The 20072-nt window shown below is 62.2% G+C and carries 17 protein-coding genes; 7 read left to right on the top strand and 10 right to left on the bottom strand.

Annotated features, from left to right (window positions below):
* The first annotated feature begins 132 nt into the window (after positions 1–132).
* The 3 genes from ACFOTD_RS06910 to ACFOTD_RS06900 all read left to right on the top strand — a co-directional run bounded on the left by ACFOTD_RS06910 (position 133) and on the right by ACFOTD_RS06900 (position 3174).
* Positions 133–966, top strand: a complete 834-nt coding sequence (locus tag ACFOTD_RS06910; RefSeq protein ID WP_483862632.1) for a TerC family protein — start codon at positions 133–135, stop codon at positions 964–966.
* A 389-nt stretch (positions 967–1355) separates the two neighbouring features.
* Positions 1356–1904, top strand: a complete 549-nt coding sequence (locus ACFOTD_RS06905; protein WP_378117040.1) for a sigma-70 family RNA polymerase sigma factor — start codon at positions 1356–1358, stop codon at positions 1902–1904.
* A complete protein-coding gene (locus ACFOTD_RS06900) occupies positions 1891–3174 on the top strand; it encodes a hypothetical protein (protein ID WP_378117038.1) in 1284 nt (427 codons plus the stop codon). The genes ACFOTD_RS06905 and ACFOTD_RS06900 overlap by 14 nt, the downstream gene beginning before the upstream one ends.
* A 56-nt stretch (positions 3175–3230) precedes the next feature.
* Here ACFOTD_RS06900 and ACFOTD_RS06895 read toward each other — a convergent pair whose 3' ends face one another.
* Both ACFOTD_RS06895 and ACFOTD_RS06890 read right to left on the bottom strand, forming a co-directional pair.
* The gene (locus tag ACFOTD_RS06895) at positions 3231–3524 is read right to left on the bottom strand and encodes a transporter (protein ID WP_378117036.1); all 294 of its coding nucleotides are present in this window, start codon (positions 3522–3524) and stop codon (positions 3231–3233) included.
* Positions 3525–3565: 41 nt separating this feature from the next.
* Positions 3566–3880, bottom strand: a complete 315-nt coding sequence (locus tag ACFOTD_RS06890) for a hypothetical protein (protein WP_378117034.1) — start codon at positions 3878–3880, stop codon at positions 3566–3568.
* A 168-nt stretch (positions 3881–4048) separates the two neighbouring features.
* Here ACFOTD_RS06890 and ACFOTD_RS06885 point away from each other — a divergent pair, with 168 nt between their 5' ends.
* A complete protein-coding gene (locus ACFOTD_RS06885) occupies positions 4049–5821 on the top strand; it encodes a glycerophosphoryl diester phosphodiesterase membrane domain-containing protein (RefSeq protein WP_378117032.1) in 1773 nt (590 codons plus the stop codon).
* 1013 nt (positions 5822–6834) lie between these two features.
* Here the strand turns inward: ACFOTD_RS06885 and ACFOTD_RS06880 are convergent.
* Positions 6835–7386 (bottom strand): PadR family transcriptional regulator, encoded by a 552-nt coding sequence (locus tag ACFOTD_RS06880; protein WP_378117030.1) that lies wholly within the window; start codon positions 7384–7386, stop codon positions 6835–6837.
* 118 nt (positions 7387–7504) lie between these two features.
* Here ACFOTD_RS06880 and ACFOTD_RS06875 point away from each other — a divergent pair, with 118 nt between their 5' ends.
* The 3 genes from ACFOTD_RS06875 (at position 7505) to ACFOTD_RS06865 (ending at position 11902) form a co-directional block, all read left to right on the top strand.
* Positions 7505–8989 (top strand): DHA2 family efflux MFS transporter permease subunit, encoded by a 1485-nt coding sequence (locus ACFOTD_RS06875; protein ID WP_378117028.1) that lies wholly within the window; start codon positions 7505–7507, stop codon positions 8987–8989.
* A gap of 210 nt (positions 8990–9199) precedes the next feature.
* A complete protein-coding gene (locus tag ACFOTD_RS06870) occupies positions 9200–10606 on the top strand; it encodes an MBOAT family O-acyltransferase (RefSeq protein ID WP_378117026.1) in 1407 nt (468 codons plus the stop codon).
* Positions 10607–10624: 18 nt separating this feature from the next.
* Positions 10625–11902: a DHHW family protein gene (locus ACFOTD_RS06865; protein ID WP_378117024.1), complete on the top strand. Its 1278-nt coding sequence runs from the start codon at positions 10625–10627 to the stop codon at positions 11900–11902.
* 135 nt (positions 11903–12037) lie between these two features.
* Here the strand turns inward: ACFOTD_RS06865 and ACFOTD_RS06860 are convergent, their stop codons facing one another.
* The 7 genes from ACFOTD_RS06860 to ACFOTD_RS06830 are packed head-to-tail and all read right to left on the bottom strand — an operon-like array spanning position 12038 to position 19721.
* Positions 12038–12913, bottom strand: coding sequence for an SDR family oxidoreductase (locus ACFOTD_RS06860; protein ID WP_378117023.1), 876 nt, complete (start codon positions 12911–12913; stop codon positions 12038–12040).
* A gap of 22 nt (positions 12914–12935) precedes the next feature.
* Entirely contained in the window at positions 12936–14096 is a 1161-nt protein-coding gene (locus tag ACFOTD_RS06855; protein ID WP_378117021.1) for a GNAT family N-acetyltransferase, read from the bottom strand.
* Entirely contained in the window at positions 14093–15421 is a 1329-nt protein-coding gene (locus ACFOTD_RS06850; RefSeq protein ID WP_378117019.1) for a F390 synthetase-related protein, read from the bottom strand. The genes ACFOTD_RS06855 and ACFOTD_RS06850 overlap by 4 nt, the downstream gene beginning before the upstream one ends.
* Positions 15418–16422 carry an MBL fold metallo-hydrolase gene (locus ACFOTD_RS06845; protein ID WP_378117017.1) on the bottom strand — a complete coding sequence of 335 codons (1005 nt, stop codon included), beginning with the start codon at positions 16420–16422 and terminating at the stop codon, positions 15418–15420. The genes ACFOTD_RS06850 and ACFOTD_RS06845 overlap by 4 nt, the downstream gene beginning before the upstream one ends.
* Positions 16419–17417, bottom strand: coding sequence for an NAD-dependent epimerase/dehydratase family protein (locus ACFOTD_RS06840; protein WP_378117015.1), 999 nt, complete (start codon positions 17415–17417; stop codon positions 16419–16421). The genes ACFOTD_RS06845 and ACFOTD_RS06840 overlap by 4 nt, the downstream gene beginning before the upstream one ends.
* The gene (locus tag ACFOTD_RS06835) at positions 17414–18733 is read right to left on the bottom strand and encodes an ATP-grasp domain-containing protein (RefSeq protein ID WP_378117013.1); all 1320 of its coding nucleotides are present in this window, start codon (positions 18731–18733) and stop codon (positions 17414–17416) included. The genes ACFOTD_RS06840 and ACFOTD_RS06835 overlap by 4 nt, the downstream gene beginning before the upstream one ends.
* A complete protein-coding gene (locus ACFOTD_RS06830; RefSeq protein WP_378117011.1) occupies positions 18723–19721 on the bottom strand; it encodes a beta-ketoacyl-ACP synthase III in 999 nt (332 codons plus the stop codon). The genes ACFOTD_RS06835 and ACFOTD_RS06830 overlap by 11 nt, the downstream gene beginning before the upstream one ends.
* Between the last annotated feature and the right edge of the window lie 351 nt (positions 19722–20072).

The following is a 20072-nucleotide window of genomic DNA, read 5'->3' as shown; positions in this document are numbered from 1 at the left end:
ATTGCCGACTATGGCATTGTTAGCGAGACCTTTGCCCTTGAACAAGGCAGAGGTCTCTTTTGTTTTGTTCGAGGGATGAACGGGCGGCAGGCCGACGATTCGGCACAAACTTCGAAAAGAGGAGGATTAATCATGGACTTTGCATTGCTGATGGAATACGGCTGGGTGCTGCTCGTGCTGATCGCGCTCGAGGGGCTGCTCGCCGCCGACAACGCGCTCGTGCTGGCGATCATGGTCAAGCATCTGCCGGAGAAGGAACGGAAGAAAGCTTTGTTTTACGGTCTCGCGGGGGCATTCGTGTTCCGTTTCGCCTCGCTGTTCGCGATTTCGTTTCTGGTGGACGTCTGGCAGGTGCAGGCGGTTGGCGCGCTGTATTTGCTGTTTATCGCACTCAATCATATTTTCAGAAAAGCGATCGTGAAAAAGGGCGAGCGGGACGCGGAGCCGCACACGGGCGCGAAGCCCAAGTCGGGCTTCTGGGCGACCGTCATCAAGGTGGAGGTCGCCGACATCGCCTTCGCGATCGACTCGATCCTCGCGGCCGTAGCGCTCGCAGTCGCGCTGCCGGAGACGACCTTGCCGCGCATCGGCGGCATGGACGGCGGACACTTCGCCGTCATCTTCCTGGGCGGATTCCTCGGACTGCTGATTATGCGCTTCGCGGCTAACCTGTTCGTAAAGCTGCTAGAGAGTCGTCCGTCGCTCGAGATCGCCGCCTTCGTCATCGTCGGCTGGGTTGGCGTCAAGCTCGCGGTGCACACGCTGGCGCATCCGTCGCTGCACGTCATCCCGCACGACTTTGCGGAGTCTACGGGCTGGAAACTGACGTTCTACGTCGTGCTGATCTTGATTGCCGTGGGCGGCTGGCTGCTGTCAGGCGGCAAGGGCAAGGGGACGGGCGAGGGCAAAGGGATGGACGAGGGCGGTGAAGCGCGCCGGGCGCTGTCGGCGGCCAAGCCGGAGTAGAGTCGGGAAGTTTTGTCTAGCTGAACCGGCCGGGGCAGGGAGCGAGGCAGAACGGACGATTACATGAAGAGTCGGGCGCGGGAGCGTCCGGCTATTTTTGCGTTGTCAGGCGTGGTGGGAGATGCGATAAGTGTTAAAAGGCAGTTATTTACTCGCGGCTCGATATTCTGCATTGAATAGTTGCTAGAAGGCATTTAATCTACGGCAAAAGAATGAAAATTGGCCGGCGCAGGCGGATTAGATGCTTTTGAGCCATTATTTCTTTGAATGGGGAGATTCGTATCCGGATAGATGTCTTTTAACAGCTATTTGTCGGCGAGGATAGGGGGCTTGGCCGTACTCAAAGCCAAATCGACCGGCCGCGCGTCTAATGTATAGAAGCTGTAGCAATGGCGAAGCGGGTGATGGAGATTCTGGAGTTACTCAAACGAGCGCAAAAAGGCGACAGCGAGGCGTATGCGGAGCTGTTCGGACAGTACGAAGGCGATCTGTACCGCGCGGCATTCGTGTATCTGGGCAATCCCGAGGATGCGCTGGACGCCGTGCAGGAGACGGCCTGCCGTTCTTATAAGGCACTCGGCCGATTAAAGGAGCCGCAGTTTTTTAAAACCTGGCTGATGAAAATCGCGATTCGCTGCGCCACGGACATCTATCGAAGGCGCAATAAGGTCTCGCCATGGGACCCGGCGTACGAGGAGAAGCTGGTTGGAGCGGATGAGAACGACATTCCGCTGGCGCTCTCGCTTCAAGCGTTGCTCGAAGCGTTGGATGCGACGGAGAAGCAGGTCGTCGTGCTCAGATATTACTATGATCTGACGATACGCGAAGTGTCCGAGGTGCTGGAGCTGCCGTTGGGGACTGCGAAGACGATACTGTATCGTGCGCTGGCGAGGCTCAAGCAGCGAGCAGGAGAGGAGGGGCAGGATGCCTACCGATGAGTTGAAAAGGTTGATGGAGTCGATCCCCCTCCCGGACGAGCTGCGCGAGCGGAGCCGTGCGGGGATCGCGGCGGCGGCGCTGGAACGACAGCGTCCGAAGAGACGGTACCTGGAGAGACGCCGGGGCAAGCGCGCGCTGGCGATCGCCGCCGCCTTGCTTGCTTTGCTCGTCTTGTCGGCGGGCATCGCGAACCATGACCGGGTGTGGGCCGCGCTGCGCAAGACGTTTCAATTCTCGCCGGGCACGGGGATCGTGACGGAGGAAGAATCGCCGTCCGAGCGGTACGTGCTAAAGAAGCCGATCGTGCTTGACATTGGCAAAGGTAAAATCACGATCACCGGCATCCTGTCCGATGAAGAGATGACGTATATTACGATGACGGGGGAGCAGGCGCCGCGCATAGACAGTCTGGAACTGGTGAATGAGCAAGGCGAGGCGCTAACCCTGAAGCGTACGATGGCCTCGTGGACGACAGACGAGTGGACCACGTCCTTCTGGCAAAAGGGCAGGCTGAGCCTGAAGGGGGCGATCAAGATCCGGCTGCCGCTGCAACCGGCGAGGGAGGTCGAAGCGCGCCTCGAGCAGGCGACTGCTGCTGCCAGCTACGCGGAGTTAGGCAAGACTTCATCGGTAAACGGACTCTCCGTGACTGCGATTGCGGACCGCGTGGGCGACCGGGCGAGGATTTCGCTGGTATCGCCGCCTCAGACCTCTTTTCGGATCGACAGCTATGGGATCATCACAGCGGCGCGATATGGCTCGAACAATCCTCTGACCGTGATGGATGAAACGGGGACACCGCTCGAGCTATCGTTCGTGCGGGGCATGGGCGCTCCGCAGAGCGAATTTTATTTTCCGCTAAGCGACCGGCTAGGGGCTTCGTATACGATGAGCATTCCGGAGATCAGCGTCGCTTATCCCGAAGAGGTGACCGTGAAGCTGCCGGCCGTTACGACCGAGGGGCTAAACAAGACATTCGAGATCGCGGGATACCCAGTTACGATCACCAAGACCGAACGCGTGAAGCCGGGCAGTCTGCGGATTTATACGGACCTTCACACAGAGGAGCAGCCGGACCGCATGCTATATAACCTTGATGTCGACAGGAGCTCGATGGCCAAGCTGGATGACCGCACCGGGGCAGTCGAGTACATGGAGTTCGAGGTGGAGCCCAACGCCAAGTCGGTCACCGTGACGTTCACGAGGCCGACCGCGGTCCTGCGCGGCCCTTGGATATTCGAGTGGACAGCGGACGAGATTCAGCCTTAAACGCGAAGCGGGCACCGGTCGATCCGGCGCCCGCTTCTTTTTTTTGCGAATTCTGCTCAGAAGCAAGTAAACGATTCGATCCGGTCCAGGCTGATCCCGGAATACATCCAGAAAAAGCCGTTCCACCTAAAGCCGGACACCGAGGTTCTGCCTACGAAAGTCGGATAGAACCAGAAGCCTTGGCCGTTGCGGGGCCAGATGTACGTGTTGCGGAACAGGCAGCCGCGGATGGCGCCCGGATCGACGGCAAGGGCCGATGCGGTGAGCGGTCTCGGCGGCGGAGACTGCGGCGGCGGCGCGGTAGGCGCCTGCTGCGTGCCTTGCGGTCCGATCGGTGGCATAAAGGCCATTATTTCTCACTCCTCGTCATTAATGAGGCTGGCTGCTGCGATTAGAGCAGCGAGATGGTCAGCAGGTTGAAAAGCACGAGCGGCAGCACGAAGCCGGGGTTTCCGAACGGAACCTGCGGGCCGGGGAAGAAGGCGCGGCTGTCCGGGATGCTCATGTACAGGATGCCTCTGTCGCTGTGCATGAGGTGTCCTTCGAACACATCGCCTTCAAGCGTCTCGACTCTGGCCAGCTTGCCGGCGTGCTGGGCGCAAAGCCCGTGCATGTGGTCCTTCACGGATTTCAGCGCTTCATGGACATGGGATGCGCATTGGTAGAGCGGCGTCGAAGCGCCGCCGGTGGCGTACGTTGAGCTCATGGCGATACCTCCGTCTGTTTGAACATAGGATAACGTATGCGCATGCCTAGTCCGGCGTTCCGGAAGCGTGGGAATCGTGCGGGGAGGGTACTTTACGAGGATGGTATGATTAGAAGACCCGGGCTTCGCAAGCCTTCATACTTAACTTTAGAACTGGGATGAATCGATATGTTTAGACTGCTGGGCAGAGCCTTCCGCGATTTTCGCGCCACTTATCCGAAGCTCCTGCTTTTCGAATACTTGTATATGCTGGCCACGAGCTTCATCGTCGTACCCGTCATTACGTACATGTTCAACCGGATTCTGACGGTCGTCGGCTCCGGCTCCCTGCTCAACGGCGATGTCTACCGGCTTGGACAGAGTTACGATGGCGTGCTGGGTCTCGCGCTGATCGGCATGGTCGCGTCCCTCGCCGTACTGATCGAGTTGATCGTGCTGATCGTCCTCGTGCAGCAGCATTATTTCGGCAAAAACATTGCCATCGCGGATGCGGTAAAAACGACGATCCGACAGACGCCGCGGCTGCTCGGCTTCGGTATTTTTCAGCTGATGTTCATGCTGCTCGTGCTGATTCCGTTCATCGACTCGCCGCTGTCGGCCTCGTTTTACGCGCTGTTCAACGTTCCGGTCTTCCTGAACCGCGAGGTGGCCGACGCATCGTTCACGATGACGTTCGTGTATGCCGTACTTATCGTCGCCGCGTTGTACGCGCTGCTGCGGTGGGTATTCGCCCTGCACTTCATCGTGCTGGAGGGGAAGACGACGACCCAGGCGATTCGCAGCAGCCAGGCGCTGACGCGGGGCAGGCGGACACAGCTCTTCCTGTCGCTGTTCCTGTTCAACGCGACCGTATTCGCAGCGGGCTCGGCGGCCATCTCGTCGCTTTCCTACCTGCCCTCTTGGCTGAACATCAACGTGCTGACAATCTTTTCCCGTCATTACTCGCTGACGTTGTCGACTATTTTGACATACATGTTCGCCTTGCTGCTCCTGCCGGTCAATATCATCCTGCTGACGCGGCTGTTTTACAACTTCGGCCGTTCCCATGGCGTGAAGCCGCAGGATCACTTGGCTATATATCGCAGCAGGCTCGGGCGGCTGGAAGGCCGCGTCGGACGTTATTTGAAGGGGCTGCGTAAAAGACGCCTGCTGTTCGTGTCCGTGGCGGTCATCTATGTGAGCCTGTCGTTATTTATCGGATTGCGGGCGAACGGCAGTCTCGTCTACGCCAAGTGGAGCGTATTGATCGCGGCGCACCGCGGCGACACGACCGGCAGTCCGGAGAACTCGCTGCAATCGATTCTCTCTGCGATCGACAAGGGCATGACGGCGGCGGAGCTGGACGTGCAGTTGACCAAGGATGGGGTCGCGGTGCTGTTCCACGATGCGAATCTGCTCCGGATGACCGGCAAGAACGCGCGCATATCCGACCTTACCTACGCGCAGCTTGGCAGCCTGGACCTCGGGGAGGACGAGAATGGGGAAACGGTGCGGATCCCGACGCTTGGCGAGGTGTTGTCCGAGGCGCAGGGGCGCATCAAGCTGATCGTCGATCTCAAGCCGTACGGCGCGGGAGAGCCGCTGGCCGAGGAAGTCGTCCGGCTGATCCGGGAGACCGGGATGGAGCAGGACGCCTACGTCCAGTCGTTCGACGGCGACGCGCTGCGGCATATCCGGACCATCGATCCCGACATCAAGATCGGACGGATCCTGTACTTCGCGCTCGGCAATCTGTCCGCGCTGGACGTCGACTTCTACACGGTCGAGCAGATCATGCTGACCAAGCAGCTCGTGAATCAGGCGCATGCCGGCGGCCGCGAGGTATGGGTGTGGACGGTCAACGACAGGCGGGCGCTGAAGGAAGTGCTGAAGTTCCAGATCGACGGCATCATCACCGACAATCCGACGATGGCGCAATCGATGGTCGAGGTGGATCTATAGAGAAGCGGCAATTCATGGGGCTGGATGAATAGAGCAGAAGAGCAGGGGAACAGGTTCAAAAGCGATGGGGCGGGTGCGATGGCAAACGCCTCTCGTAGTGGAGGCGATGGGCCGGATTGGGCCGGTGCGATGGCAAACGCCTCTCGTAGTGGAGGCGATGGGCCGGATTGGGCCGGTGCGATGGCAAACGCCTCCCGTAGTGGAGGCGATGGGCCGGATTGGGCCGGTGCGATGGCAAACGCCTCTCGTAGTGGAGGCGATGGGCCGGATGCGGCGGTTGCTATGGCAAACGCCTCTCGTAGTGGAGGCGATGGGCCGGATGCGGCGGTTGCTATGGCAAACGCCTCCCGGAGTGGAGGCGATGGGCCGGATTGGGCCGGTGCGATGGCAAACGCCTCCCGTAGTGGAGGCGATGGGCCGGATTGGGCCGGTGCGATGGCAAACGCCTCTCGTAGTGGAGGCGATGGGCCGGATGCGGCGGTTGCTATGGCAAACGCCTCTCGTAGTGGAGGCGATGGGCCGGATGCGGCGGTTGCTATGGCAAACGCCTCCTGTAGTAGAGGCGATGGGCCGGATTGGGCCGGTGCGATGGCAAACGCCTCTCGTAGTGGAGGCGATGGGCCGGATTGGGCCGGTGCGATGGCAAACGCCTCTCGTAGTGGAGGCGATGGGCCGGATTGGGCCGGTGCTATGGCAAACGCCTCCCGTAGTGGAGGCGATGGGCCGGATTGGGCCGGTGCGATGGCAAACGCCTCTCGTAGTGGAGGCGATGGGCCGGATGAGGCGGTTGCTATGGCAAACGCCTCCCGTAGTAGAGGCGATGGGCCGGATGGGGCGGGTGCGATGGCAAACGCCTCTCGTAGTGGAGGCGATGGGCCGGATTGGGCCGGTGCGATGGCAAACGCCTCTCGTAGTGGAGGCGATGGGCCGGATGCGGCGGTTGCTACGGCAAACGCCTCTCGTAGTGGAGGCGATGGGCCGGATGGGGCGGGTGCGAGGACGTCAGGACGTCCTCAATCGCCTTCCGGCAGCAGGCTCAGCACCCACCTGCACCACTCGGTGTTCGTTTGATTCGACATGATCGCCTTGCGCGTGAGCAGATAAGCGCCAAATAGCGGATGGGAAGGCTCGGGCAAACCTGCTTCGGGCCATTCGGCTTTTTCCATCAGCTCACCCAGCTTGCTCTCGTACTTCAGCCGCTGCTCCTCGTGGAAGGTCAGACGGTCGGCGAGCATTTTCCGGGCGGATTCGCGCTTGGCATAGGACATGCAGAACACCTTCAGCATCATCTCGTCACGGAGCGCGGGCTCGGCCGTCGGCTGGTCGAACCAGTCCTTGAGCGCTTCCTGGCCTTTGCCGGTCAGGGAATACACTTTCTTGTCGGGTTTGTCGCGCTGCGAGACCAGCTCGAAGCTAATGTAGTCGTCCTGCTCGAGCTTGGCGAGCAGCGGATAGATCTGGCTGTGCTTGGCGGGCCAGAACGGTTGGATCCGCAGCATCAGATCGTAGCCGGAAAAAGAAGATTGCGCGAGCAGGCTCAGCAGACCGTAGGAGAGGGTGTTCAAATCGTTGCTCCTTTATCAGCAAAATTGCTTTGACACAGACGAGGAAGAGTAGTAATATTATGGCGTTTTCCTATATGTAAATATAGACATATAAAGCTGGGAGATGGAGAGAGCTATTATGAATACGGAAAAGAAGACGCCGGAGGTTCGTTTTTGGCCGGTTATGTTGTCCATTTTTATCGGTTCCTTCTTGTGCGTCCTGGCCTCGGCGACGATCAATCTCGCGCTCGAGCCGCTCAAGGACCACTTTCACACTACGCTGAGCTCGGTCCAGTGGACGCTCACGGGCTTCATGCTCGCGATGGGCACGACCGCCCCGATCGTCGGCTACCTGGGCGAGCGATTCAGCTACAAAAGGCTGTACCTGTTCTCCCTCATCGGCTTCACCGCAGCTTCCGCGCTGTGCGCGGCCGCATGGAGCGAGGCTTCGCTGATCCTGTTCCGGGTGCTCCAAGGCTCCTTCAGCGGGCTGATCATCCCGGCTACCATGTCCATTATCTATCAAATCATCCCGCGCGGCAAACAACCGATGGCCATCGCTTTCTGGGGTTTGTCCGCGATGCTGGCGCCGGCGTTCGGGCCGACGATCAGCGGTTATTTGCTGCAGAACTTCGATTGGCAATGGCTGTTTATCATGAACATCCCGATCGGCCTGATTGCGATTTTGCTCGTTTACTTGTACATTCCGTATTATCGGCTTAGCGTGCCGAAGTCGTTTGACGGTCTCGGCTTCATCACCGTCGTAGCCAGCAGCACGGCGCTGCTGCTGGCGCTCGGCCAGGGACACAGCTGGGGCTGGGGCTCGTGGAAAGTCCTCTCGCTGCTGCTGGGCGGGCTGGCCATACTGGGCCTTTTCATCTGGCGGGAACTGACGGCCGCATCGCCGCTGCTCAACCTGCGCGTTTTCAAAAACGGCCGCTTCACGCTGAACACGATTATCGCCAACATCATCACGATCAGCCTGTACTCCGGTACGCTGCTGACGCCGGTCTTCCTGCAGCGCATCCAGCACGTGTCCGCGATGGACACGGGCCTGATCCTGCTCCCGGCTTCGCTCGCGATGGCGCTCATGATGCCGATCGTCGGCAAGCTTTACGATATCGTCGGACCGCGCGTGCTCATGTCCATCGGCATCGTGCTGCTCACCGTCGGCACGCTCGCGCTCAGCTGGCTCAGCATCGACGTATCGCACACTTACGTCATCTGGTGGATGATCGTGCGGAACCTGGGTATCGCGTTCGTCGTCATGCCGTCGAGCAACGCGGCCATGGACGAGATCTCGCGGGAAAACTCCGGCCACGCTTCCTCCATCTCGAACTGGACGCGTAACGTCTTCGGCTCCTTCGCGATCGCGATCTTCACGACCCTGCTCGCTTCGCGTTCGGTTGATCACGGTACGGCCCTGGCGATGGCGGGCGACCAGAACCGCGAGCATATCGAGATGATGGCGTTCACGATGAGCGTCAACGACGTGTACCTCATCGCGACGTTCGTCGCGCTCGCGGCCCTGCCGCTCAGTCTGTTCGTCGCCAAGCTCAAGAAGCCGCATGCCGTGCTCGCTTCCGAGACGGTCAAGGCGGAGGTTTCCACTGTAGAAGGGTAATAAGTGAGTAACGTAATAAAAGATTCATGAAGAAGCCGACGTTTGTGGTGGAGTTTCCGCCGCGACGCCGGCTTTTTTGACATTTAAGCACCGAGCAGGTCCGCCGGCTTTCGTCAGGGTTCGCTGTTCATCGACCTTTTACAACCTTTGTTATAGCTGGTATGATGATTCCTTGGCGAGACGCCGTCCCGCCGGGAGGAGGCTGCCGTATTGGTTTTTAGCTCGGTCGGATTTTTGTTTTTCTTTTTGCCGCTCGTGCTCGCGTCGTACTTCATTGTTCCTTTTAAATATAAGAACGCAGTGCTGCTCCTGTTCAGCTTGATCTTCTACGCATGGGGGGAGCCTCAATACATCCTGCTTATGATCGTGTCCATCCTGTTAAACTACGGTTATGGCATCTGGATTGAGACTGCGGGTAGCCGGTACGGCGGGCGCAAGCTCGTGCTCGCCTCCGCGATTGTCGTGAATCTCAGTCTGCTGGGCTTCTACAAATACGCGAACTTCGTCGTCGATGTCGTGAATACCACGCTCCATACGAACCTACAACTAGAGCCGGTGCCGCTGCCTGTCGGAATTTCCTTTTATACGTTCCATGCGCTCAGCTATTTGATCGACGTGTACCGGAGGAAGGAAGAAGCGCAGCGCAATCTATTCCGGTTGTCGCTGTACATTACTTTTTTTCCGCAGCTGGTGGCGGGTCCGATCATCCGCTACCACGATATCGCGGCCCAGCTTCGCAATCGCGTCTTCGCCTCGGTCCAGTTCGCTGAGGGCATCCAGCGCTTTATGATGGGCTTGGCTAAAAAGATCCTGTTGGCGAATCCGCTGGGCGCCGTGGCGGACGACCTGTTCGCCGCAGCTCCGGGCGACCTGTCCACCGCTAGCGCCTGGATCGGGATCGTCGCTTATACGGGTCAGATTTACTTCGACTTCTCGGGATACAGCGATATGGCCATTGGCCTAGCCAAGATGTTCGGCTTCGAATTCAAGGAGAACTTCAATTATCCGTACATCGCCGGGAGTATCTCCGAGTTCTGGCGGCGCTGGCACATCTCGCTGGGCAGCTGGTTCAGGGACTACGTGTACATACCGCTAGGGGGGAGCCGCACGGCGCCATGGAGGTTGTATCGCAATCTGCTGATCGTGTGGGCGCTGACCGGTTTCTGGCATGGAGCGAGCTGGACGTTTATGGCGTGGGGGGCGTACTACGGGGTACTGATCGCGCTGGAAAAAGCGGGACTCGAGAAGCTGCTCCACCGCATCTATCCGCTGAATCATATCGCAGTCATGCTGCTCGTCATGATCGGCTGGGTGTTTTTCCGCGCCGACGACTTCGACTATGCGGCGGGCTATCTGGGCGCGATGTTTGATGTCCGCGGCGGGCACCTGCTCGATTCCCACGCGCTCTCGCTGCTATCCCTGAATTGGTTCTACTTCGCGGCAGCGGTGCTGGCGGCCGTGCCGATCTATCCCAAGCTCGTCCGTGCACGGCTCAACCCTCCGCTGGCCCGCTTAAGGACAGCTGTCCTCTTTCTGTTTCACTTCTTTCTTTTTGGCGAATCCGTCTTATATCTGATTAATTCGACCTACAATCCGTTCTTATACTTTCGATTTTAAGCGGCAGAGGAGATTATTTTGGATAAAAAAACATCGGTCATCTACATCTTCTTCTTTCTAACGATCGTAGGCGGATTCGCGCTCGTCAGCCTGTGCATGCCGGACAGAGGCAGCTCCGCCATCGAGAACAGGAATTTAAGCCAGTGGCCCGCGATCCGCGCGGAGTCGGTGACGACAAGGCATTTTTTCGTACAGCTGAACGACTATTTTAACGATCAGATCGTACTCAGGGACGGCATGGTCAAGCTGTATCAACGCCAGCAGAACGCCAAGCTGATCAACGCCCTGCTGCTGGAGAACCTGCTGCACCCTGCAGAGCCGGGGCGGCCTGAGGACGGCACCCGGGCCAAGAGTTTGCGCACCGTCTCCAAGCTGATGATCATCAACAACAAATGGATCCTGCCTACGCCCGACCAGATCGTCCATACCGAGCGGATCGACGAATCGACGGTCAAGCTCAACGAAACGGTCCGCGCGGCCGAAGAGCAGCATACCGAGACCTTCTTCATCTTCAACCCGTCGCGGACCAAGTCGCTGATGCATCTGTATCCGGCCTACCTGCAGACGGATGCTTACGCGCAGTCCAAAAGCTACTTTTTGTCCAAGCTCGACAAGTCCGTGAACGTCATCGATATCGAAGACAGGTTCGGCTCCTATACCAAGTCGCAGCTGGAGGAGATGTATCTGGAGACGGACCATCATTGGAATATAAAAGGAGCGTTCAACGCTTACCAGGAGATGATCGAACAGCTGTCCGCGCGCTCCGCCCAGTTCGAGGATAAGCCGCTGTCCATCGACCGCATCGACGTCTCGCAGCTGGCGGAAGGGCGCTTCGAGGGCAGCTTGAATACGCAGATCAATGGCGCCGTCAATATGGCAAAGGCCGACCGCACGATCTTGTACTCGCCTGAGCCTCCGTTCTCCTTCACGCGATTCGCGGTCGTCGACAAAGACGGAAGGCAGACGGTCAAGTCGTTCGATAATTTTTACGGCTTCAAGCCAGGAAGAAGCACTTATACCTACGGGTCGATCTATGGCGGTGACCGGCGGCAGATTACGTACGTCAACGAGGCAGCTAACAACCGGCTGAACGTGCTGCTGATTAAGGATTCCTACATGAATCCGATCACGCCGTACCTGGCCAGGCATTTCTACCAGCTGACCGTATACGACAGCCGCTACTATCCCGCGTTCAGTCTGCAGAGCATCCTGAAGCGCGAACACTACGACATGCTGCTCATCGCCTTCCACGACGACAACTTGTTCAGCGATACCTATAACTTTGAGAAAGGATGAATGCGAGCGGGGGATCGGCGGCGAAGTGTTCCTGTTGGTCAATGCCCGAAGGCCAGCGGTTTTGCACCTTGAATATCAGAAACGCAGGTACGGTGCGTCGATCAGGGCGACGGCCGGCAGCCGGACGGTTCGCATCTAGGACGATGTCTTTCCGCCCTTGACGATGGCGCGCCTCGTCGCCGCCTCGATCACCCGCCAAGGCAGCAGCCTGACGGCCAGCGGCAGCAGGCGCGCGCCACGGCCGATCGGGTAGCGCAGCCGCGAGATGCGGCGCTTGTCGGCCAGGCGCCCCACAAGCTCGGCGACCTCGCGCGGGTCAGGCGCCGTCTCGGCCGTGCGGCGGGCGATGCCGAGCACGGCCTTCAGCGCGTCGGCATAGGGCGAGTCCGGCTGCCCATGCATCTCCGCGAAGCCCTTGGCCCAGATCGCCGTGCGGTACGCGCCGGGCTCGACGAGGGCGACGCGGATGCCGAATGGCGCGACCTCGTGGCGAAGGCTCTCGCTGAAGCCTTCGACCGCGAACTTGGACGCGGCATAAGCGCCGAACCCGGGGATTCCCCACAGGCCGCTCACGCTGCTCATCTGAATGATGGTACCTCCGCCCTGCGCCCGCATCGCCGGCAGGACGGCGCGCGTCATCGCCACGAGGCCGAGGCAGTTCGTCTCCATCTGCGCCCGCCAAGCCGCCATCGGCACCTCTTCGGCGAAGCCGCCGACCGCCATGCCCGCATTGTTCACCAGCACGCCGATCCGCCCGTATCTCCGCAGCATGCCGGACACGGCGGCATCAATCGTTTCCGCATCGGTCACGTCAAGCCTGACGACCTCGATGCTTCCGGCCGCCCCAGCTCGCTCCGCCTCCTGCATGAGCGCCGCCTGCTTCCCCGGGTCCCGCATCGCGGCTACGACCCGGTAACCGCGCTGGGCCAGCTCGATCGCGATGAGCAGGCCGAAGCCGCTGGACGCGCCCGTCACCAACGCCGTTTTCTCAACCTTCCCATACATCGCCATTCCTCTTTCCTCCGGACCCCGACTATAGTTTGTATTTTTGCATCAGCGGTACGCCGATCTTGCCCAGCAGCCCTTCGAGCGCGGACCAGCTGCCTCTTCGCCATGCGGGTAAATGCCGGTCGTACAGCGCCGTGTACTCGATGTCGGCGACCGCGCCGCGATTGCGCTTGAACTGCGCCGCCCCCGAGCTCTCGTGCAGCAGCAGTCCCCGTTCGCGGGCGATGCCGATCAGAAGGGCCGACAGCATCCGATAGAGGCCGTGCGCCTGGGGGCGCGAGGTGTCATACCCGAACAGAGGCGTCGTCATGGCGCCTTCCCGCGCGTAAAACCCGAGGATCGCTTCCAGTCTGCCGGTGGTGACGTCGCGGTAGCCGTGCAGCTCAAGCGTGCCCTCGGCAAGCGCCTGCTCGTAGAAACGCGCCGTGAACTGCGGATTGTACAGCGAATATTTGTCTAAATACAGCATCTTGTACAGCTCCGCGATGCGCGGGATATCCGCCGGCACGATATCCGCGGGGCCGACAGCATGATAGCCGTGCTTCTCCGCCAGCGCCCGGTCGCGCTTCAGCAGCCAGCGGGCTTTGGCATTCGCGAATTCCGGGTCGCCGGTGCGCAGCAAATAGATCTGCCGGCTGGGCACGAGGCGGCATCGGCGTCCGCGAAGCAGGTGCATTTCTCGCGCGTTCAGCGAGACGTTAAGGGACCGGAAGGCGATAGCGTGGCCCGGAAACGCGCGGATCAGGCGGTCCAACGCCGCCGACCATTGTTCGTCCGACAGCGCGGGATACAGGTTGGTGGACAGCAGCCAGTTGTTGACGTGTACGATGCGGTTGAACCGCGTCGCCTTCAGCAGGCCGCCGATTCCGGTCAGCACCGCGGACAAGGCGACGATGAGCGCGCGATTGCGGAGCAGCGAGAGCTCCTGCCGGGCATAGCTCACATAGTGCGTGTAGGGCGAGCACACGTAGGAGTTGGCGTACTCCGCATCATTGACGGTGACGGGCACGGGGATGCCGTCTACGCTCATGACGAGGAGGCGCGTACGGACGTTGCCAACATATGCCTCGCTGCCGCTCTTTATGATCGGGAGCAGATAACGCCTTGCGTATCGCCCGTATACCGTGTCGGGCCAGGGACAATCTTCGATATTCGTGCTGTCGTAAAAAACGACCGATAGGCTCACGGTGCGTACCTCCGTTCGACGCGGCGGAGTTTGCGGTCGCCGGGCATGCGTGCATAGGACGTAAAAGAGAGCGCGGGGGCGATGCAGCATAGGCGTTCGCACAGTGCCTCGACCGCCTGTCGGATCCGCGACTCGGCCGCTTGGCGCATGTCGTCGTCACGCAGATCGAGCTCGACCGTCCACCGATCCGGCGCCGTCTGTACGGCCCGGTACTGCTCGATCTCGCTAGACGCCCCGATGATCGCCCGCGTCACGAAGTCCGGATAAACGGGAATGGGCGCCGCGCCCGGCTGGAAGGCCGAGGCGTAGAAAATGTCGTCGCACCGCCCCTCGATCCGCTCGATCGCGGTAAAGGGCGAGCCGCAGGGACAGGGCACCGTACGCTCGACGAGCAAGTCGTTCAGCCGGTAGCGGACGATCGGCTGCGTCCGGCGCGAAAAGTCGGTGACGACGGGCACAAACGTGCCTGGTTTGCCCGGAACGTATGCCTTTTCGATATAGACGAGATCTTCGTTCAGATGCAGCGTGCCGTGCGCGCAGGTGCAGCCGAGAAAGCCTTCGGTGCATTGATACACCTGGTGCAAGGTCTGGCCGAAGGCCCGTTCGATGACCGCGCGGTCCAGCGGGTCGAGCACCTCGGCGGCGGCGATAATCCGGCGGGGCCGTACGCCCTCGAGACTGCCCGAGAGGGCCGCGTCCGCCAGCATGCGCAGCATGGAGGGCGGAGCCGCGATCAGATCCGGCCGTTCGGCACGCAACCGCTGCAGATTCGCGTCGATCGGGTCCAGCAGGTCGTAGAATCCGAACTTCAGCCTCCGGCCTCCGACGGACGCATACAAATTGCTGTTGGCACGCAGGAAAAAAGCGATCTTAAAGCGGCTAAGCAGCGAGACCGGCAGCAGCTTGCCGAGCACCGTTCCTGCCCAGGCCGCCTGCTCCTCGGGACTCACGAGAAACAGCCCGCGGTTGCCGGAGGTGCCTGACGACAGGCCGACGGTGATGCCGCCAAGCGCGGGCGTGAAGTCGCGCGACCGCTCCGCCGCCTCCGCGACGGCGAACGCCTCTTGTTTGGTGATGCCTACGGTGTTAAGGCGGTCAAATCCGGCCATCATGGCGGTCTTGTCGATCTCGGGAAAAGCGCGCCAATCCGCATCGGCGACGCCTTCCCACAGCTCGCGGTAGAACGGCGACGCGCGTCGCACGCGGGCGACGTGGCTCTGCACCCGCTCCTCGCGCCAGCTGTCGAACGCGATTCGGTCCTGCCAGCGGCGGGCGCCGCGCCGGGCAAGCAGGTAGTGGCGGATGAAGCTGGCGGCTCTTTTCATCGCTTGGACACCTCCCGGTCGTCGATGGGGAAAAATTCGCGGCAGTGGCTCGGCACGATGACGAGCGCCGGATCCGCGGCTTGCCAGCTTCGCAGCAGCGCGAAGCTGTCGCGGTAAGCCCGCCGGTCGTCCATGACGATGCCGGCGGCGGGATGCGGCGGGCGGTTCTCGCGCAGCGCGCGGCTGGACCAGGCGGCGTCGGCGCAGAGCAGGAAGCGCGTCGGGCCGGACGCGTGGGGCGGGGCTGCGGGATGCGGCGGATGTAGCGGATATGACGGATGTGCGGGTGAACCCGCCGCGACCATGCATCCCAGGGTTGCTGTGGCGGCATTTGCGCCATCGGCCTTGGACCGCTGCCAGTCAGATGCATGGAGCAGCAGGCCGATCTGGCCCGCGGCATGCCCCGGGAGGCTGACGGCGATCAGGCTGCCGTCGCCCAGCAGGTCCCAGCCGCCGCTTAGCGGCGAAGGGCCGGGCAGCGGCGTCCACGCGGCAGCCCGCTCGATGGGCATCGCCATTTCCGCGAAGCCGTCCGGCAGCAAGCCCGGGAGGAAGCCCGCGCGCGTAGACCGCACCGGCCCGAGCCGGCGCAGCGGCGCGTAGGCGGCCTCGGGATACATAAAGCGGGCGCCCGGAAAGTCTCGCGCGCCGCCGATGTGATCCGCGTGGAAGTGCGAGAGGATCACGGTGCCGATCTCGTCCGGGCGGATGCCGAGTCTCTCCAGTTGACGCACTGCGGCGTCTTCCTCCCGGTAGCGAACGGGCGTGAGCCGGCGATACAGCGCGTAAGGGAGCCGCTGCGTCAGCGCCTCGAAGCGGGCGGAGTAGCCGGTATCGAACAAGATCCAGCCTTGGGCGGGGTGGCGAATCAGCGCGAAGCCGGCCGGATACGCCGCCGTGCGCAGCGATCCGCCCCGTATCGTCACGAACTCGGGGTGCACGCAGTAGCCCGCCGCCATCAGCTTCAGTTCGACCGGCACGATAGGCGTCGCGGCGCTCATCGGTGCGTCCTCCACCAGACTGCGAATCGCTGCAGCCCCTCGTCGACGCTCACGCGCGGCGCATATCCTAGCGCCTGACGCGCCGCGGAGATGTCGAGCGTCTGGCTGTACGCGAGCAGGCCTACGGTGTAGCGCGTGAAGGGCGGCTCCGCGCCGAGAAACGGCATGATCCGGTAGGCGCGCTCCATCAAGGCGCCCGCCGCCAGCGCCGTGCGCAGCGGGATCTCCCGCGTGCGAAGCGGCAGCTCCAGCAGCGCGAACAGGCGTCGCAGCAGGTCGATCAAGCGTATCGGCTCGCCGTTCGAGATGTTGAAGACCTGCCCGGCTGCCGACGATGGCGCGAGGCAGGCCGCCTCCAGCGCGTCAACTACGTTGTCCGCGTATGTCAGATCGAGCAGCGCCTGCCCGCCGCCGATCAGCGGGATGCCGCGTCGTTCGTTGACCCGCATCAGCCGGGGGAACAGCGAGCCGTCCTCGGGCCCGAAGATGGCTCGCGGGCGCAGGATGACGGCGTCCAGTCCCCGGCCTGCCGCTTCTTGCACGACTTGCTCCGCAATTAGCTTGGTCGCCGCGTAGGCGTTGACGGGCCGGCGAGGCAATGTTGCATTCTCCTTCAAGTTCAGCCGGTCGCTATAATCGAAGTAAACGCTAGGCGTCGATATGTGTATGAGCCTGCGGACGCCATGGCGAAGGCAGCCGGCCGCGATATGCGAGGTTCCGGCGACGTTGGCCGCCTCGAAGTCCCGATAGCGGCCCCACGGGGAAGACAACGCTGCGCAGTGAATGACATAATCCTGGCCCGCGCATGCCTCGGCGGTCTCCTCCGGCTGCATGCCGAGATCGATCCGGCGGAAGGCGATGCCGGAAGCCGCAAGCCGCCGGCCGGCTTCGGCATTGCGTCCGACGCCGGTCACGGTCCAACCCGCAGCAGCGAGACGCAGCGCGGTCGCCCGTCCGAGGGAGCCGGTCGCGCCGGTTATTAACGCTCTGGTCATCGTTCACCATTCCATTCGATATCGATTGTCGACGCTTCCTGGAGCGTCAGGCCCTGCCGGGCCGCAGTCCGCCTGAGCCAGGCGAACAGCTTCAGCTGCTCGGCGGCGGGGCCGGCGTCCCCGCGCCGGTACACCGCGTCCCGGCTGCCGGCGAACGCGCGCAGCCACTCGCGCATTCTGCGTTCGCGGACGGCCTGCGCGAGCCCGTAGGTCAGCATCGCGGGAGACAGCATGGCACCCGCGCCGGGCGCGGGCGTCGCGACGGACCCGCTCGCGACGAGCCGCCCGGGCGCGAGGATCGCCTCTGCCAGCCCGTCCGCCGGGCTGAACAGATGGATGCCGCTCGTGGCGCGCGGATTGCATTCGAGCGGGTAGACCGCGCCGCCCGGCTCCTCCATGAAGTCGAACGCGATCTGTCCCGTGAAGCGCGCGTGGCGGACGAACCGCGCGACCCAATCCGCCAGCGCAGGATGCGCTTCGGCGACGAAGTGAATGCTGGCGCCCCGCCCGGCCCGGAAGCGGCTGCGATACGCGGCGAACGCGGTGAGCACGCCGTCGTGCGCGACGCCGTACGTGCACCATTCCTCGCCGCGCAGCAGCTTCTGCGCGATCCAGGGACGGCGCGGCGATACGCCGCCGACGGCTTCGGCCAGCTTGCGGATGATAGCCTCCCTGACCGAAGGGGATAAGCGCTCCTCGCGCGGCTCGACCGCGATGACGCGCGAGGCGAAGCGCGAATACGCGGGCTTCAGCACAAGCCCGTCAGCGAACGCGCCGTCCGTCAGTAACGGCAGCCAGCCGTCGGGCGCTTCGAAGGTCGCGGTCGGCGGGACGGGCAGGCCGGCCTCCTCCGCCAGCCGGATAAACGCGCCTTTATGATGGAGCCGGTCGAGCTCGTCCAGCGGCGCGGCGAATACCTCGCAGCGGCCGGCGAACCGGTCCAGCTCCCGCGAGACATAGAAGATCTCCTCGCATGTCGGGACGATCGCGTCGACGCGGCATTCGTCCGCGATCCGCGCCAGCGCCGACGCAAAGCCGGAGGGATCGGACGCCGGCGCCGGTACGGCGAAGCTGCGCGCCACGGCGCGGGAAGCCCGGCAGAGGTGATAGGGCGCGCTCTCTGCCGCGAACACCGTATGGCCTGCCGTCCGGAGCAGCCGGGCGAGATCCAGCGTGGCGGGCGCTCTGCCGCCGGTGAGCAGGATGCGTTTGCCGCTGCCCAAGCCGTCGCCAGTCATGCTGAGCGCTGTTTGCCCCCTGCCGGGCAAGCCTTCGCTTTTCTCGGCCCCGGTCCCGCGTCGCAGCTCAGTAATCAAGCACTAACCCTCCGAGCGTCAGTCCCGCGGCCGTACCGATCAACAGCACCCGGTCGCCGCGGACGATCCTGCCCGTCCGGATCGCCTCATGCAATCCCATGGGAATCGAGGCTGCGATCGTGTTGCCGTGGTCGGGCGTAATGTACACGAGCTGCGACTTGGCAATGCCCAGCTTCTTGCGCAGCAGGCGCACCGCCATCGCGCTGCCCTGATGGGGCACAACCGCCTTGAAGTCGGCCATGCGCGAGCCGGTCGCGCGCAGCAGGTCGTCCGCGAAGTCGGGCAGCAGGCGTGCGGCCATCTTGAAGATCGCCGGACCGTCCATGCGGAACAGGTAATCGTCAGGCTCCGCAGGCTGAGGTCCGCGCGGATGGCGCCGCGAGCCGCCGGCGCGGATCTCCGAGAAGGCGGCGCCGTCCGCGTATGTCCGCAGGGATGCGCCCGCGATGGCGGAGCGCTCCCCTTCTCCGGCGTGACCCAGGACGACGGCGGCCGCGCCGTCGCCGAACAGGGCGGCGCTCTCCTTGTGCCGCCAGTCCAGCCCGAGCGACGCGATCTCCGTCGACACGATGAGCACGCGGCGGTAGCGGCCCGCCGCGATCATGCACGACATGACGTCCAGCGCGTTGAGAAAGCTGAGGCAGGTCGCGTCGATGTCGAAGGCGGGAACGCCGGACCGCTCTTGGCCCATCGCCTGCTGAATATAGACGGCGGTGCAAGGGAGCGCCTGCTCGCGCGTGCCGCTGGCGCATACGAGGCAGTCGATATCGGAAAAACGCAGCCCCGCGTCGTCCAGCGCCGCGTAAGCAGCCTTCGCGCCCATCCCGGACGCGGTCTCGCCGTCGGCGAAGTACCGGACGGCGACGTCCGTCGTCCGGCGCGTCCACCCGCGGGCGACGCCCAGCCGTTCGTCCATCTCGGCGTCCGTGACGGGACGTCCTGGCAAGTATTTTCCGGTGCCGCATATTTTGATTTTGCGCATCGTCATGTCGTGTTGCTCCTTTCGGACTGGCGCACTCTTTGTTACGTCCATTGTGCCGGATCGCGCGCGGACCCGATAGTACTAACTATTCATGGTACCATCGTTTTTCGCGGACAGCGCTTAAATTTTGACAAAATATGCGGCTTAGGCGTGGAAATTACTGTCGAGGGATCACATGACGCGAGTCAGCGCGCCAAGCCGCCAGAGTACTGAAGAGGGGAAGCACATGATGCGAGTCGAGGCCCAAGTAGCCAAAGTACTGTCGAGGGGAAGCACATGATACGAGTCAGCGCGCCAGTCTGCCAAAGTACTGCCGAGGAGAAGCACATGAAGCGAGTCGTGGCCAAGTAGCCAAAG

The organism is Cohnella sp. GCM10012308 (assembly GCF_042649185.1).
In the GTDB taxonomy this organism is placed as follows: Bacteria; Bacillota; Bacilli; order Paenibacillales; family Paenibacillaceae; genus Cohnella.
Note: the sequence above shows the minus strand (reverse complement) of the source record. Positions and strands in the feature narration are given on the sequence as shown.